Origin of the sequence: Streptococcus mitis (assembly GCF_946188695.1) — a bacterium.
GTDB lineage: Bacteria > Bacillota > Bacilli > Lactobacillales > Streptococcaceae > Streptococcus > Streptococcus mitis_DF.
This window is the reverse complement of the sequence record NZ_CAMHWI010000002.1, coordinates 77,055-91,735: the sequence shown is the minus strand read 5'-3', so window position 1 is coordinate 91,735 and position 14,681 is coordinate 77,055. Positions and strand designations below refer to the sequence as shown.

The window sequence follows — 14,681 nt, the reverse complement described above, 5'->3', positions numbered from 1 at the left end:
TAATTGATGACTACAGGCGGTACTTCTTTCCACAGATCTTCTAATCATCAACTGACATCGAGTGAACTGTTAAAACCTGACGAAAGACTTGATTTTGACAGGTGGTATTTAGACTGGTATTAGGATGGCTTTCCACAATTTTCATAACAGTATAGAGACCAACTCCTCTCTCTTCCCCTTTAGAACTGGCTCCAAAGGAGAAGATTTCAGAAATATCGATGCTCTCTTCTTTGATGGAGTTTTCAATGATAAAGGTCTCCTGTTCTCCATTTTTTAAAAAGGCGATTGAAACATGAGGTTGACTGGCCTCTACACTAGCTTCAATAGCATTGTCACAAAGGATAGACACAATGGTTAGAAAATCAAGTAGACTCATCCCCTCTACCTGAATCTCCTCAGGAACTTCGACATTAAAGACTATGTTCTTATCTCTGGCTTTTAGAAATTTCCCTGCTAGAAGACTTTTGAGGGCACGGTCACGAATATTCACGAGTCGTCCTAGGTCATATTTATTGTCCTGCAATTTCTGACTGGAATCCTTTAAGACCGAGTCGTAGACCTCTTTTATCTGCTCCATATCCTCCTCTTCAATGCCCAGACGTAAACTGGTCAAGAGGTTGGTGTAGTCATGGCGAAAACTCCGTACTTCCTTGTAAAGTTCCTCTATATGCCGACTATAGCGTTCCATATCTCTGTAGCGCAAGGCCTGCTCTTGGTCCAGTCTCTCATGGAGTTTGTCCTTCAAATAGGTATCCAGCTTCTTGATAATCCCCATAAAAAAGAGTAGGTAAAACACTAGAATCAGATGGCGAACAGTCGTTGATTGAATACCTTGTACATTTTCAAAATAAGACAGACTTTGCATCACTAGATAGTAAGCCCCCATTATCCAGTTAATCTTAGTCAGGGACTTTTGAAAACCTTTATCGAGAATCTCCCTTCTCAAACTAGTAAAATCATAGTCTAACCATTTCAAAAAGGCTAGAGAAATAAAGCAAATGAAAATTTTTATACATAACCAAATAAAAGAGCGGTCATCATACACATGCCCTTGCCCCAAAAATGGAAGCACAAAATAGGAGACTACCCTGAAAAAAAGATTCACCAACATCATTGGAAAGAGACCATAAAAGAAGAGTAGTTTTTTAGGAAGCCCTCTTAACAATAAGAAAGATAAACCAATGCCGTACAAGGGTTCCATAAAATAAGATAGGTAAGTATTTCCTACTATATAGCTAATCGTTACAAAAACAACTGCTAAAAGTAGCTTAAAAAGAAAGGACTTAAAAACTCTCTCCAGAGTTAGAACAATTCCATCCACCTTAAAAAATATAAACAATTCCAATCCAGATATCAAAAACACATATACTATCTTCCAAACTAATTCCATTCCAGCACCTCACTCAATGTAAGTTATTGATGGCCTCAGACACTTCTCTGACCTTATAACGCGCAATCATACAGCTTCCTCCATTGGGAAAGAAAAGGAGTTTTTCTTTCTTATCCAAACGAACTACATTGGCAGGATTGATGAGAAAAGAGCGGTGGCACTGCAAGAGACGGGGTTCCTGCTTGAAAACCTCCTCTAAACTCGCTGTAAATTCCAGCCTATCTGTCTTGGTATAGAGAATAACACGATGGGCTCTGGGCGACGTTTCAAGATAATAAACCTCTTTAAAAGGATACTGGAATTGAGCAAATTTTGATTTAAAGTAAAAGCAATCTTCCGCCAGACTTTTACTATCCTGACTATTGGCATAGAGGAGGGCTGTCTCGATCCGAGATTCAAACTCCTCTGCTGACAAGGCCTTATCAATGTAGTCCAAAGCAGACACTTGGTAGCGAAAGGACAGGGGCATAAACTCCGAGTGAGTCGTCACAAAGACAATCAGGGCATAGGGGTCTCGATCCCGAATCTTTCTAGCCACTTCCAGACCCTTCATCTCCTCATTTCGAATCTCAATATCCAAAAAGAATAGCTGATGGGCGCCCTTCTCATGCACCTCTGCCAGCAGTTGGTCTGCCTTCCCAAAGACCTCAAAAGAGCTGGGAATAATCTGATGTCCTTTCAAAAGTTTCTTAATCGTCGTTTCAATCCTAGTCTGTTGGGAAAAATCATCTTCTAAAACAAATATTCTCATCTTCTTACTCTCCTTGTTTCAATTTCTTCCTAAAAAGAGAATAGCAAAAATACTTTGATACAAGCCCACCAAATCCTAAACAGGCCTTCAACGCTCCTGAAAGGTATCTTGTTCCTCAAATAAGCATGATAATCTTACCACTATTTTATCATAAAATCTTAACACTACCATTCAGGAAATTTCAAGAACAATTAAAGATTTTATGGTGAAAAAGGAGATAAAAGTGATAAACTGGCAGTATCAAAACACAATTGCTAGAAGTAAGACTGGCACACAGATTAAAGGAGGAATTCTCATGACAGATACAGACCCCATCAAAAGAGCTCAGACTTTGATTACGGACTTAAACAAAGCCTATCAAGCATGCAAACAGGCAACAGCAGACGATGTCCGCTTTCAAGAACAACTAAACTCTATTCTTGGTTTTCTATCCAAGGCTGAAACAGTGGATAATCGAGTCTTGATTGAACTGGAAAAATTTTACCAGACTTCCAGTCTGCTCATGGGACTCAGCGCTCTCGATCCAGATGCTCCTACTCGCGCCGCTTGGCGGGCCTATGACCGCTTCCATTTTGACCAAGTCAAGACCAAGTTAAGTCTCTATGGATCAACCATTCTCTTGTAGAAAATAAAAGAAGCTGAGCTAAATTGAACTCAACTTCTTTTTTGTTTCATATAAGCAATGTTAGTCCTGCATCTGGCGTTTCACCTGATAAGGCAGATACAAGACTTGTAACACCAAACCAGCTCCCAGCAAGGCTAAAAGGGCCAGTTTTTCTTGGAAGGTCACAAGTCCGACAACTAATTCCACCACTAAGACCAAACTGGTCAATCCTCGGACTACCGCCTGTAAGCCTTTTTCCTTTTGCCCCTTATCCAGTGGAAAGAGTTGGGTCAAATACTGGTAGTCAAAGGCATGATAGAGGGCCAGCAACTGGAAGAGCAGGAGGTAGTTAAAGAGAACTACCACTGCTGTCGCAATCCAAGCTTGCTCGATAAAGACCTGTGCCAGTATGGAAAGCAAGAGCAGACGAAGACTGAGCGCAAAGAGGTCTCCATTTCGCAGATAAGAACGCAGATAGAGATTTTGCCAAATCTTTCCAGGCACCTTCTGAACAGCCTTTAGGATAAAGTCCAGATAGGCACGACGCTTGACGCTGTTTGAAATTCCCTTGACCTGCGTAAAGAGGGCAAAGAACCGAAGCAAGACTTGCTTACGCTTGCTTTCTTGGGAAATGACATAGTCCCAATCCAGTCCAGTTTCAGTGAAAAATTTGCTGGCCTTTTGACGAAAGAGGAAATATTTACCTACTCCCAATAAAAGCACATAGACCAGAAAAACAGGCAAGCCATAGCCCATTGCTAAAAATAAGGGCGCAAATAACAGCAAGAAAAGGGTCTGGACAAAGAGCCAAAAGGCTAGAGAAATGCCAGTTTGACGCTTGAGATGGAATTTGATTTCCTCTTCTCCAACCAAGAGAAAGAGCTTGTCTGGAGCCTCCATATAGGTGGCAATTCCTCCCCAAAGCAAAAATAAAACAGAGGTAATTCCTACAAACAAAAGAATAGGCCAATGATTTTCAGGAAAATGTTGCAAGAGTTGACTGTACTGGTAGGCTAGAAATCCCAGCAGAACAAGCAGGAACAAGACAAAGTGGTCATTGAGAACATAACGCAGATAACCAAGACACTCCTTACGAAAAGCCTGCTTTCTCTTTAAAAACAAGTCTTTCATAGCTCCTCCTCTTTGGTCAGAGCCAAGTAGATATCATTCAAACTAGCCTCAGGCATATCAAATGCTTCGCGCAGTTGCAGGAGATTTCCCTTAGCACGCACTTCCCCTTTGTGAAGAATGACAAAAGCATCACACATCTTCTCAGCCGAATCCAGCACGTGGGTACTCATGAGAATAGACTTACCCTTTTGCTTTTCCACTTCCAAAAGCTGAATCAAGTCTGCAATAGCCAGAGGATCAAGACCAAGGAAAGGCTCATCCACGATAAAGAGACTCGGATCCACCACAAAAGCACAGATAATCATGACCTTTTGCTTCATCCCTTTTGAAAAATGAACAGGGAACCAGTCCAATTTCTGGTCCAGACGGAACATTTTTAACAAAGGTTCTACTCGATCAAAAGCCACTTTCTGCTCGATAGCATAAGCCATAGCAACCGTTTCGATATGCTCTCTGAGGGTCAATTCCTCATACAAGCTAGGTGTCTCAGGAATGTAGCCAATTTGCTTGCGGTAGCTCGTTGCATCTTCTTGCAAGGTCAGGCCATTGATATTGATGGAGCCACTATAAGGTGTCAACAGACCGATAATCTCATTGATTGTCGTTGATTTCCCAGCACCATTGAGACCAATCAAACCAACCAACTGCCCACTTTCAACAGTAAAAGACACATCTTTCAAGACAGGGACATGGACATAACCACCTGTCAGGTTTTTAATTTCTAACATATTTTCTCCAAATCTGGTATAATGTAGCTATATTATATCAAAATTCAATACAGTAGAGGTAGATTTTATGTCAGATTGCATTTTTTGTAAAATCATTGCAGGGGAAATTCCTGCTTCAAAAGTATATGAAGATGAGCAGGTTCTTGCCTTTCTTGATATCTCTCAAGTGACACCAGGACACACCTTGGTCGTACCCAAAGAACACTATCGCAATCTTTTGGAAATGGACGCTTCTAGCGCCAGCCAACTCTTTGCCCAGGTGCCAACAGTGGCTCAAAAAGTCATGAAAGCTACCAAGGCTGCTGGTATGAATATCATTGCCAACTGTGAAGAAGTCGCTGGTCAAACAGTCTTTCATACTCACGTTCACCTCGTGCCTCGCTACAGTGCGGACGATGACCTCAAGATTGATTTTATCGCCCACGAACCAGACTTTGACAAACTTGCTCAAGTCGCTGAAACCATCAAAAATACCTAAGGAGTTGCCATGAAATTATCCAACCTACTGCTATTTGCAGGAGCTGCAGCCGGAAGTTATCTGCTCACAAAAAATCGCCAAACCATCACAGATGAAGTCTTGAACACTACTGACCGCGTTCAAGCTATCAAGGACGATGTGGATATTATCCAAAACAGCCTGCAAATCATTGACCAGCAAAAAGAACTCATCAAAGAATACCAAGAAGACCTGACTTACAAGTTTAAGGTCTTGGAAAAAGATATCCAGACTAGACTAGCTGTGATTAAAGAAACACAGGAAACTGAAGATAAGTAAAAAGAGCTCGACAGCTCTTTTTTAAAAGGTAAACAAGTTATATCCCATTAACTATACATCATAATTTAGGCAACTCATTCACCATTTCATAACTAAATCGAAGACTTTCCGCCGTAATGAAAACACCTGAAACAGTTTGGTTTCAGATGTTCTGAAACTTTGAGACCTAGGCTCAAAGTTTAGGTATGGAACTTCGAAGAAGATCGCTACCATCCGTCATCACTTAAGAAAAGTCTTAAAAAATCTATAAACAAAAAGAGCCCAACGGCTCTTTTTACTTTTATTCTCCTTCAAAAGCATCTTTAATATGGTCAAAGAAGCCTTTTTTCTTTGGATTGACTTTTAAATCACCAGCAGCTGCGAATTCTTTAAGCGCTGCTTTTTGGCGTTCGTTCAAGCCTGTCGGTGTTACGACATTAACGGTAACGTATTGGTCACCAACTGCACCACCACGAAGGCTCGGAGCTCCCTTGCCACGTAGACGGAATTTCTTACCAGTCTGAGTTCCCTCTGGGATAACCAATTCAACATCGCCGTGAACAGTTGGGATATCCACTGTGTCACCAAGAGCCGCTTGGACAAAGTTGAGGTTGAGATTGTAGAAGATAGTGGTTCCTTCACGTTCAAACTTGTCGCTTGCTTCCACAGAAACCACTACATACAAGTCACCATAAGGTCCACCGTTAAATCCAGCTTCACCTTGACCAGCTAGGCGAATTTGTTGACCAGTTTCTACACCAGCAGGAATTTTGACATGTACGCTATGCGCTTGTTTTTCATGCCCTGTTCCATGACAGGTTATACATGGATCTTTGATTTCTTTTCCGCGACCATGACAGACATCACAGGTTACTTGGCGACGCATCATACCAAGCGGAGTCTGTGTATCGACGTTAATGACACCAGCACCATGACAGCGTCCACAAGTGACTGGACTTGTTCCTGGCTTAGCCCCTGAGCCATTACACGTACGACAGCTAGCTTCACGGGTGTACTTGACTTCTTTTTCAGCTCCAAAGATAGCTTCTTCAAAGGTCAAGTTCACACGGTATTGGAGGTCATCCCCCTGACGAGGAGCATTTGGATTACGTGAAGCACCGCCTCCGCCGAAGAAACTTGAGAAGATGTCCTCAAAACCACCGAAGCCTCCTGCCCCATCGAAACCGCCGAAACCACCAGCTCCACCAAAACCACCATTGGCTCCAGCAGCACCGTATTGGTCATAGGCAGCCCGTTTTTGGTCGTCACTCAAAGTCTCATAGGCTTCCTGAACTTCCTTGTACTTTTCCTCAGCACCAGGCTCCTTGTTGATATCTGGGTGATATTTTTTGGAAAGTTTACGATAAGCCTTTTTGATTTCGTCTGCCGAAGCGTTTTTTGACACCCCCAGACGATCATAAAATTCAGTATTGTTCATAATTCAAGATACAAAGGGCGTCAAACGGACACAGCCAAAATAGGAGTTTTGACGACGGAGGCTTGCGTCCTAGAAAAAACTATCTTTTTGGCACAGTCCGTAGCCCGTGTTCAATTTTCTGAACACCCTTGTTCCTTTCTGTTATTGTTGCGGAACGAAACCACCATTTAGGTCGGGTTCAATTCCTTTCTTTTATATTGAGTAAGAAATTTGGGAACCCGTGTTCAATTCCCTGAACACCTTTGTTCCTTTCTGTTATTGTTGCGGAACGAAACCACCATTTAGGTCGGGTTCAATTCCTGTATTTCATATTGATGAGACAAACCCCAAATAAATCAGGTTTAGACTCTTTTTATCGAAAAACAGAGGCTGGGTTGCAACCTCTGGATTTCTTCTTATCATTACGACGTTCGAGTTTTAAAAATCAAACTAGTAATGCTAAATCGAGCACTCCCTAACCTCTTGGTGAAAAAGAGACGTAACTGTTTTCGCTTTAGCGAATTACAGATGTGGCTACCTTTAGGTGCAAATCTTCCTAGAAACTAAAGTTTCTGCATCAGATTTCCTATTTTCACTGTGGGGTTTTAACGGGCTTTGCATCTTATTTTTCCGTAAACTCTCCGTCTACGACGTCATCACCTGCGTTTCCTGTTGCTTGTGCGCCTTCTGCTCCTGCTTGAGCTTGTTGCGCTGCTGCGGCTTGTTCGTAGAGTTTAACAGCAAGTCCTTGAGCTTTTTCGTTCAATGCTTCAAGTTTTGCTTTCATGTCGTCCAAGTTGTTGTCTTCTTGAGCTTTCTTAAGGTCATCAAGGGCAGCTTGGGCAGCGTCACGTTCTGCGTCGAATCCTTTGCCTTCAGTTTCCTTGATAGTCTTTTCAGTCGCAAAGATTGCTTGGTCTACTTCGTTACGAAGGTCTACTTCTTCTTTACGTTTTTTATCTGCTTCAGCGTTTGCTTCTGCATCTTTCATCATGCGGTCAATTTCTTCATCAGTCAAACCTGAGTTAGATTGGATCACAATTGTTTGTTCTTTTTGAGTTCCAAGATCTTTAGCCTTAACAGACACAATACCGTTCTTGTCGATATCAAATGTAACTTCGATTTGAGGAATTCCACGAGGTGCAGCTGGGATGTCTGTCAATTGGAAGCGTCCAAGAGTCTTGTTATCTGCTGCCATTGGGCGTTCACCTTGAAGAACGTGGATATCAACAGCTGGTTGGTTGTCTGCCGCAGTTGAGAAGACTTGTGATTTAGATGTTGGAATTGTTGTGTTACGGTCGATGAGTTTTGTGAAGACACCACCCATTGTTTCGATACCAAGTGACAATGGTGTTACATCAAGAAGGACAACGTCTTTGACATCACCAGTGATCACACCACCTTGGATAGCAGCACCCATAGCAACTACTTCGTCAGGGTTTACTGATTTGTTTGGTTCTTTACCAGTTTCAGCCTTAACAGCTTCTACAACGGCAGGGATACGAGTTGAACCACCAACAAGGATAACTTCGTCGATTTCTGACAAGCTCAAACCTGCATCTGAAAGGGCTTGACGAACTGGAACTTTTGTACGTTCTACAAGGTCACGAGTCAAATCATCAAATTTCGCACGAGTCAAAGTCATTTCCAAGTGAAGAGGTCCAGCCTCACCAGCAGTGATAAATGGCAAGCTGATTTGAGTTGAAGTTACACCAGAAAGGTCTTTCTTCGCTTTTTCAGCTGCATCTTTCAAACGTTGCATTGCCATCTTGTCAGTAGACAAGTCAATACCGTTTTCTTTTTTGAATTCTGCTACCAAGTGGTCGATGATTTTTTGGTCAAAGTCGTCACCACCAAGTTTGTTGTCCCCTGCAGTTGACAATACGTCGAAGACACCGTCACCCAATTCAAGGATAGAGACGTCAAATGTACCACCACCAAGGTCAAATACCAAGATTTTTTCTTCTTTGTCAGTCTTGTCCAAACCATAAGCAAGAGCGGCTGCAGTTGGTTCGTTGACGATACGTTCTACTTCAAGACCAGCGATTTTACCAGCATCTTTTGTTGCTTGACGTTGAGCATCGTTGAAGTAAGCTGGAACTGTGATAACTGCTTTCGTTACTTTTTCACCAAGGTAGTCTTCAGCATAACCTTTCAAGTATTGAAGAATCATAGCTGAGATTTCTTGTGGAGTGTATTCTTTTCCGTTTGCAGAAACTTTTTCAGAAGTTCCCATCTTAGATTTGATAGAGATAACTGTATCTGGGTTTGTGACTGCTTGACGTTTTGCAGCATCACCAACGATGATTTCGCCGTTTTTGAATGATACTACAGATGGAGTTGTACGGTTTCCTTCTGGATTTGCGATGATTTTGCTTTCAGTTCCTTCAAGAACTGCTACTGCTGAGTTTGTTGTACCTAAGTCAATACCGATAATTTTAGACATGTGTTTTTCTCCTTGTTAGTTAATTTTCTATTTTTGATATTTCCCTTAAGTGGTGGGGACGTGAGCAACTCCCTCCGGGATTTCATCACTTATTTTTGAGCCTATTGTCTCAAAAATCCCCTGTTTCAGTAGCAAAAGCTACTGAAACTTTCACCACGGCGGGAAATATCTTCCTTGCAAGCCTCCGGCTTGCCTCTTATCTTTCTTCATAGTTTAGTGTCGTTTCGGACAAGTTTTCTATTATGTAAATTGCGACACGAGAAGTCGAAATCGATTTTATTTCGACGACGAGTTAGTAAGGAGGCTAGGCAAACGCCATAGCGATTGCCGTTTTCTGACGAGTTGCTTCAGCAACCGTCAGAATCGCCTAGTTGTAGACAACTACCATTGCTGGGCGTAGGATGCGGTCATGGAGTTTGTAGCCTTTTTGGAAGACTTGGGCGATGGTATCTGCTGGGTGTTCATCGTCTGCTGGGAGAGTTTGGATAGCCATATGATAGTTATGGTCAAATTCACCGTCAGCTGCGATTTCTTCGATTCCTTCTTCTTTCAAAGCATGAATCAAGCTTTCTTGCACCATTTCCAAGCCCTTCTTCACATCATCTGTCAAACCTTCAACTGCGAGTGCACGCTCAAGGTTGTCCAAAGAAGGGAGAATTGCTTTTGCCAAATCCTGGCTACGATAACGTTGCAAGTTTTGACGCTCTTCATTGGCACGGCGTTGGATATTTTGCATTTCTGCATGAGCGCGAAGGTATTTGTTTTCAAATTCATCTGCACGTTCATTTGCCAAGTCCAACTCAGACTTCTCAGGAGTCGTTTCTTCTACCGTTTCCACAACTTCCTCTTCTTGAACTTCTTCTACTTCTTCATTTTTTATATCTTGGGCCATCTTCGCCTCCTTTAATGATTTCAATCTTAATGTACTTCGTAATGATTACTGCTGAGGTAGCGGTAAAAATCTGTCAACTTCATGGTCAAAACACGGTTGACCACATTGACTTGGTTGATTAGCTGTTGGTAATCCAGATTGACCGGACCGATAATTGCTAGAATTCCAACTCCCCGATAAGGAATGAGGAACTTGCTACTAATCACCGCTAGGTCTGCTAGACAGGATTCTTGGCTGTCCGCAACACGGACATTTTGCATCTGATCTTCATGCAGCCCTTCACGAATCTCCAAGGCCACCTTTTGCGGTTGGTCAAAGAACTGATAAGCTGCTAGATTGGCAAAATTCAAGAGATTGACCTTGCCTGCCACCACGATATTTTCGTTGAACATTTCCTTAAAGATGTGTTCAAAGAGATCGATAACATTATCCGTCGTTGTGAAATAACGCTGGATAATCTGCGGAATCTCCGTCCGAATCTTGTAGTGGATATCTAGAACAGTGTGACCTAGGAAACGTTCCTGAATGATTGCCTTCAGTTTCAGCAAATCTTCCTGCAAGAAGTTTCTTGGAATCAGAAACTGACTGGTAACCGTTCGAGACTCGTCTAAGGTAAATACTGCCAAGGCTGTATGTTGCCCCAAAACAACGATATCAAAGGCTGTCAACCGTTGCCTACTCGGCTCAACATCCAGTGCTACTACCGTACAGCCGCTCAGGTCTGTCAGTAGATTAGCAGCCTCTTGCAGAATATCCTCCAGTTTGAAGAACTCCTGATCAAAGGCTTTGACAATCTCATAAACCTCATTTTCAGCCAGTCGGTCAAAATCCAGTGAGTGTTTTACATAGTACTGAAAGCCAGCAACACTTGGCATCCGACCACTTGAAGTATGAGCCTTCTCAAGCAAACCTTGCTTTTCTAGAGCCGCCATGTCATTACGAATGGTTGCACTGCTAGAGTTAATAGACTCTTGCAAGGCTTTGGATCCGACAGGTTCGTGCGTTTTGGTAAAGATGTCAATAATCAGATTTAAAATATCCTGCTGACGCTCTGTAACCATCTCATCACTCCTCTCTGTCTGACCGATTAGCACTCGACACGTTCAAGTGCTAACTTATGATTCTATTATACACCCTTAAAAGAGAATGTCAAGACAAAAACTCAAAAAATTAGCACTCTTTTACCAAGAGTGCTAAAAATCAGTCTGAAGACCTAGAAACTCACTGTTCATCTACTCGGTATTTCCTTTTAAGTCTGAAAAAACCATGGATTAGATAAGAAATCATTAAAGCATATAAAAGAAAAATAATAAAGAAAGATATAGAAAGCTCTTCTTTAAATAAACTCATACAAACAACAAGACCACCCGAGAAAGTAGCTGTACAGGAACGAAGTCTAAACCGCATAACTTCCCACCTAAGATTATTACTCATATAGACTTGATCCTCTGGAAGCATATCAGAAGCTGGTTTACGAAGAACTGAACAAAAACCTCTTTCTATCAATTCCCAACCTCTATTTCTAAAATCTTGCAGTTCATGCTTATACTTTTTAAGAAATCTAGAATCATAGATACGGTAGATGACATCATCTGGTTGACATTGATCAAAATAGAAAAAACCAAAACGACTCGTTCTATACCTCCAACCTTTTAAGTGCATCTCATGCAAATACTCTTCTTCCTTGTCCAAATCAAGAATAGTGAAAATCCGAAATTGCTTTTTATTTATCATGACTTCCCCTCCAATTTTGAGCATACCTATCCTATCATAAATCTGATAATTCCTTCTTTTTATGCCATAACTTCCAGCTAATATAGGCAACTATTAACAAAAGGATTAAAGACAAGAAAACATCTAGCCCGACCGCAAGAAAACTCCATAGACCATACGCATTACTTCTATTGAGCAATTTAAGTAAGAATGGTATATGTATGGCTAGCAAAAGTAAAACAGGTACTAGTCGCAGTCTTAAAATGCGATTAACCATAGCTAACTTCCCAGCAGCGTCATTATAGATTTCAAATTCTGCATCCGATTCAATTTCAGAATGCGCTTTTCTAAAATAGGAAAAACTATTAAAGTCTGTAATATGCTCCCAACCACAGTCTTTAAACAGCTGTAAATAGGAGGTTCTCTCTGATTTTTCCATTGGGTAAAAATCCAACTGATAAGACACTTGCTCAGGCTGACACTTTTCAAAGGTATACTTAACTGCAAACAATAAGATAGAGTAGCTTACTTTTCTAAGTTTCCAGCCCTTAGCATGCATTTCTCTAAAGTACAAAGCCTCCCTCTCATAATCCGCAATTGTAAAAATTCGATAAACAATTTTCTTTTCCATCATCCTTCCTCCCGACTATTTCTGTAGAGCCGTTCAATACGCTTCAATTCAATATCTAAGACTTTTCGTCCCAAGTCTGTTATCTGATAGATTTTCCGTTTTTCCTCTTCGCGGACAAAGGAAATCAAACCATCCTTTTCCATTTTTGACAAGGTCCCATACATAGTTCCTGGACTAATCAAGACTTGCGAATCTGTCATCCCCTTGACCTTTTGCGTAATACTGTACCCATGACCTTCCTTTTGCAGACAGAACAAGATATAAAAACCCGTTTCCGTCATCGGAAGATAAACTCGACGAATCTTATCCGTTAATTTCATTTGCATTCACCTCCTATTCGATTCGATATATCGCACTTCGTTATATAAAATATATCACACCTCGATATAAAATACAAGAAAAAAGACCACCCTCAGGCAATCTTTCTTCTATATTAGATTAGTATTAGTAAAGATCTAAATAATTATCAATTTCCCATTGTGAAACGAAGGTTGCATAGCTAGCCCATTCGATTCGCTTGGCTTCAAGGAAACTAGTATAGATATGTTCTCCAAGAGCCGCTCTGACAACTTCATCTTCTGTCAAAGCTTTCAAAGCGTTGTGAAGGGTTGATGGAAGGTCTGTAATGCCAGCTTCCTTGCGCTCTTCTGCTGTCATGATGTAGATATTTTCTTCGATAGGAGCTGGTGCTTCGATTTTATTTTCAATACCATGCAAACCAACTTCCAAAAGAACTGCCATAGCGATGTATGGGTTTGCCATTGGATCCACTGAACGCAACTCAAGACGAGTTCCCATACCACGTGAAGCAGGCACGCGCACAAGTGGCGAACGGTTACGACCAGCCCAAGCAATGTAAACAGGGGCTTCATAACCTGGAACCAAACGTTTGTATGAGTTAACCGTTGGATTCATGATGGCAGTATAGTTGTAAGCATGTTTGATCAAACCACCAAGGAAATGGTAGGCAGTTTCTGACAACTGCATTCCTTTTGGATCATTTGGATCAAAGAAGGCATTGTTTCCTTCTGAATCAAACAAGGACATATTACAGTGCATACCTGATCCAGCAATACCAAATTTTGGTTTGGCCATAAAGGTTGCGTAAAGTCCGTGTTTGCGAGCAATGGTTTTAACAACAAGTTTAAAGATTTGAATCTTATCACAAGCACGGAGAACTTCATCGTACTTGAAGTCAATTTCATGCTGTCCAACCGCAACCTCATGGTGACTTGCTTCTACTTCAAATCCCATTTTGGTCAAGACATTCACAATCTCACGACGTGTATTGTCCGCAAGGTCAGTAGGCGCCAAATCAAAGTAACCACCCTTGTCATTCACTTCAAGTGTTGGGTCTCCATTTTCATCCAACTTAAATAGGAAAAATTCTGGCTCTGGACCAAGGTTGAAGGACTTGAATCCCACTTCTTCCATGTGACGAAGAGCACGTTTCAAATTGCCACGAGGGTCACCTGCAAATGGTTCACCTTCTGTTGTATAGACATCACAGATCAAACCTGCAACACTTCCATTTTCATCTCCCCACGGGAAGACTGTCCATGTATCCAAGTCTGGGTACAAGTACATATCTGACTCATTGATACGTACAAAACCTTCAATAGAAGATCCATCAAACATAGCCTTATTTGACAAGACCTTATCTAATTGTTCATCTGTAGCAGGAATTTCGACGTTTTTCATGGTTCCCAAAATATCTGAGAACATGAGACGGATAAAGGTAACATTTTTTTCCTTGACTTCACGACGAATATCTGCAGCTGTGATTGGCATGAGTTTTCTCCTTAATGTATGACTACTTGCGGTTGCCTAACCGCGACCAAAAGGTGACCGTACTGAAGCAAAGCGACCCTGTTGGAGGAGTTCATTGTGAAGTGCACGACGCACCTCAGTCTGACTCACCGCTTTCTTGGATTTCGCTTCACGTTCAGCATACTTTTTCTTAATGGCAGCGATATTATAACCTTCAGAGATGTAATCTTTGATTTCAAGCAGACGATCCATGTCATTCAAAGAATACATGCGACGGTTCCCTTCATTTCGATCAGGCTTAATCAACTCTTGATCTTCATAATAACGAATCTGACGCGCCGATAGATCGGTCAACTTCATAACACTGCCGATAGGAAAAACAGCCATATTTCGGCGAAATTCTTTTTCCTTCATTTACAATTTCCTTCTTTCTGTCTATTATAGTCTAAAAAAA

The 14,681-nt window shown here is 41.5% G+C and carries 16 protein-coding genes; 3 read left to right on the top strand and 13 right to left on the bottom strand.

The annotated features are described in order from the left end of the window. Positions 1 to 40 precede the first annotated feature (40 nt). Both N8L33_RS01945 and N8L33_RS01940 read right to left on the bottom strand, forming a co-directional pair. Positions 41 to 1,390 carry a sensor histidine kinase gene (locus N8L33_RS01945; RefSeq protein WP_261058200.1) on the bottom strand — a complete coding sequence of 450 codons (1,350 nt, stop codon included), beginning with the start codon at positions 1,388 to 1,390 and terminating at the stop codon, positions 41 to 43. A gap of 13 nt (positions 1,391 to 1,403) precedes the next feature. Further along, positions 1,404 to 2,141 (bottom strand): response regulator transcription factor, encoded by a 738-nt coding sequence (locus N8L33_RS01940; protein ID WP_261058199.1) that lies wholly within the window; start codon positions 2,139 to 2,141, stop codon positions 1,404 to 1,406. A gap of 295 nt (positions 2,142 to 2,436) precedes the next feature. Between N8L33_RS01940 and N8L33_RS01935 the strand changes: the two genes are divergently transcribed. Next, positions 2,437 to 2,766: a helicase BlpT gene (locus tag N8L33_RS01935; protein ID WP_261058198.1), complete on the top strand. Its 330-nt coding sequence runs from the start codon at positions 2,437 to 2,439 to the stop codon at positions 2,764 to 2,766. Between the two features lie 60 nt (positions 2,767 to 2,826). Here N8L33_RS01935 and N8L33_RS01930 read toward each other — a convergent pair whose 3' ends face one another. Together N8L33_RS01930 and N8L33_RS01925 are read right to left on the bottom strand one after the other, a co-directional pair. Continuing rightward, a complete protein-coding gene (locus N8L33_RS01930) occupies positions 2,827 to 3,876 on the bottom strand; it encodes an ABC transporter permease (RefSeq protein ID WP_261058196.1) in 1,050 nt (349 codons plus the stop codon). Next, the gene (locus tag N8L33_RS01925) at positions 3,873 to 4,604 is read right to left on the bottom strand and encodes an ABC transporter ATP-binding protein (RefSeq protein WP_125430812.1); all 732 of its coding nucleotides are present in this window, start codon (positions 4,602 to 4,604) and stop codon (positions 3,873 to 3,875) included. The genes N8L33_RS01930 and N8L33_RS01925 overlap by 4 nt, the downstream gene beginning before the upstream one ends. A gap of 67 nt (positions 4,605 to 4,671) precedes the next feature. Between N8L33_RS01925 and N8L33_RS01920 the strand changes: the two genes are divergently transcribed. Next, positions 4,672 to 5,082, top strand: coding sequence for an HIT family protein (locus tag N8L33_RS01920; protein WP_125430815.1), 411 nt, complete (start codon positions 4,672 to 4,674; stop codon positions 5,080 to 5,082). 9 nt (positions 5,083 to 5,091) lie between these two features. Beyond that, the gene (locus N8L33_RS01915) at positions 5,092 to 5,379 is read left to right on the top strand and encodes a hypothetical protein (RefSeq protein WP_049495002.1); all 288 of its coding nucleotides are present in this window, start codon (positions 5,092 to 5,094) and stop codon (positions 5,377 to 5,379) included. A gap of 280 nt (positions 5,380 to 5,659) precedes the next feature. Here the strand turns inward: N8L33_RS01915 and dnaJ are convergent, their stop codons facing one another. The 9 genes from dnaJ to glnR all read right to left on the bottom strand — a co-directional run bounded on the left by dnaJ (position 5,660) and on the right by glnR (position 14,641). After that, a complete protein-coding gene (gene dnaJ / locus N8L33_RS01910; protein WP_261058195.1) occupies positions 5,660 to 6,796 on the bottom strand; it encodes a molecular chaperone DnaJ in 1,137 nt (378 codons plus the stop codon). A gap of 601 nt (positions 6,797 to 7,397) precedes the next feature. Further along, positions 7,398 to 9,221 (bottom strand): molecular chaperone DnaK, encoded by a 1,824-nt coding sequence (gene dnaK, locus N8L33_RS01905; RefSeq protein ID WP_000034661.1) that lies wholly within the window; start codon positions 9,219 to 9,221, stop codon positions 7,398 to 7,400. 367 nt (positions 9,222 to 9,588) lie between these two features. Next, positions 9,589 to 10,113 carry a nucleotide exchange factor GrpE gene (grpE, locus tag N8L33_RS01900; RefSeq protein ID WP_000046038.1) on the bottom strand — a complete coding sequence of 175 codons (525 nt, stop codon included), beginning with the start codon at positions 10,111 to 10,113 and terminating at the stop codon, positions 9,589 to 9,591. A gap of 26 nt (positions 10,114 to 10,139) precedes the next feature. Further along, a complete protein-coding gene (gene hrcA / locus N8L33_RS01895; RefSeq protein WP_000255754.1) occupies positions 10,140 to 11,174 on the bottom strand; it encodes a heat-inducible transcriptional repressor HrcA in 1,035 nt (344 codons plus the stop codon). Between the two features lie 160 nt (positions 11,175 to 11,334). Further along, complete coding sequence (locus N8L33_RS01890) at positions 11,335 to 11,847, bottom strand: DUF2812 domain-containing protein (protein ID WP_261048241.1); 513 nt, start codon at positions 11,845 to 11,847, stop codon at positions 11,335 to 11,337. A 34-nt stretch (positions 11,848 to 11,881) separates the two neighbouring features. After that, entirely contained in the window at positions 11,882 to 12,457 is a 576-nt protein-coding gene (locus N8L33_RS01885; protein ID WP_203175818.1) for a DUF2812 domain-containing protein, read from the bottom strand. Beyond that, complete coding sequence (locus tag N8L33_RS01880; RefSeq protein ID WP_203175810.1) at positions 12,457 to 12,777, bottom strand: PadR family transcriptional regulator; 321 nt, start codon at positions 12,775 to 12,777, stop codon at positions 12,457 to 12,459. Before N8L33_RS01880 ends, N8L33_RS01885 begins: the two co-directional genes overlap by 1 nt. Positions 12,778 to 12,901: 124 nt before the next feature. After that, on the bottom strand, positions 12,902 to 14,248 hold the full coding sequence (gene glnA, locus N8L33_RS01875; protein WP_020902186.1) for a type I glutamate--ammonia ligase: 1,347 nt from the start codon (positions 14,246 to 14,248) through the stop codon (positions 12,902 to 12,904). Positions 14,249 to 14,284: 36 nt separating this feature from the next. Further along, entirely contained in the window at positions 14,285 to 14,641 is a 357-nt protein-coding gene (glnR, locus tag N8L33_RS01870; protein WP_000659548.1) for a transcriptional repressor GlnR, read from the bottom strand. Positions 14,642 to 14,681 lie beyond the last annotated feature (40 nt).

What these genes read in the sequence shown, in the direction of transcription:
- N8L33_RS01915 (WP_049495002.1), top strand. Translation starts at nt 5,092, where the DNA reads ATGAAATTATCCAACCTACTGCTATTTGCAGGAGCTGCAGCCGGAAGT.
- hrcA (WP_000255754.1), bottom strand. Translation starts at nt 11,174, where the DNA reads ATGGTTACAGAGCGTCAGCAGGATATTTTAAATCTGATTATTGACATC.
- dnaJ (WP_261058195.1), bottom strand. Translation starts at nt 6,796, where the DNA reads ATGAACAATACTGAATTTTATGATCGTCTGGGGGTGTCAAAAAACGCT.
- N8L33_RS01940 (WP_261058199.1), bottom strand. Translation starts at nt 2,141, where the DNA reads ATGAGAATATTTGTTTTAGAAGATGATTTTTCCCAACAGACTAGGATT.
- N8L33_RS01930 (WP_261058196.1), bottom strand. Translation starts at nt 3,876, where the DNA reads ATGAAAGACTTGTTTTTAAAGAGAAAGCAGGCTTTTCGTAAGGAGTGT.
- N8L33_RS01935 (WP_261058198.1), top strand. Translation starts at nt 2,437, where the DNA reads ATGACAGATACAGACCCCATCAAAAGAGCTCAGACTTTGATTACGGAC.
- grpE (WP_000046038.1), bottom strand. Translation starts at nt 10,113, where the DNA reads ATGGCCCAAGATATAAAAAATGAAGAAGTAGAAGAAGTTCAAGAAGAG.
- N8L33_RS01880 (WP_203175810.1), bottom strand. Translation starts at nt 12,777, where the DNA reads ATGAAATTAACGGATAAGATTCGTCGAGTTTATCTTCCGATGACGGAA.
- N8L33_RS01890 (WP_261048241.1), bottom strand. Translation starts at nt 11,847, where the DNA reads ATGATAAATAAAAAGCAATTTCGGATTTTCACTATTCTTGATTTGGAC.
- N8L33_RS01920 (WP_125430815.1), top strand. Translation starts at nt 4,672, where the DNA reads ATGTCAGATTGCATTTTTTGTAAAATCATTGCAGGGGAAATTCCTGCT.
- N8L33_RS01945 (WP_261058200.1), bottom strand. Translation starts at nt 1,390, where the DNA reads ATGGAATTAGTTTGGAAGATAGTATATGTGTTTTTGATATCTGGATTG.
- glnR (WP_000659548.1), bottom strand. Translation starts at nt 14,641, where the DNA reads ATGAAGGAAAAAGAATTTCGCCGAAATATGGCTGTTTTTCCTATCGGC.
- N8L33_RS01885 (WP_203175818.1), bottom strand. Translation starts at nt 12,457, where the DNA reads ATGGAAAAGAAAATTGTTTATCGAATTTTTACAATTGCGGATTATGAG.
- dnaK (WP_000034661.1), bottom strand. Translation starts at nt 9,221, where the DNA reads ATGTCTAAAATTATCGGTATTGACTTAGGTACAACAAACTCAGCAGTA.
- N8L33_RS01925 (WP_125430812.1), bottom strand. Translation starts at nt 4,604, where the DNA reads ATGTTAGAAATTAAAAACCTGACAGGTGGTTATGTCCATGTCCCTGTC.
- glnA (WP_020902186.1), bottom strand. Translation starts at nt 14,248, where the DNA reads ATGCCAATCACAGCTGCAGATATTCGTCGTGAAGTCAAGGAAAAAAAT.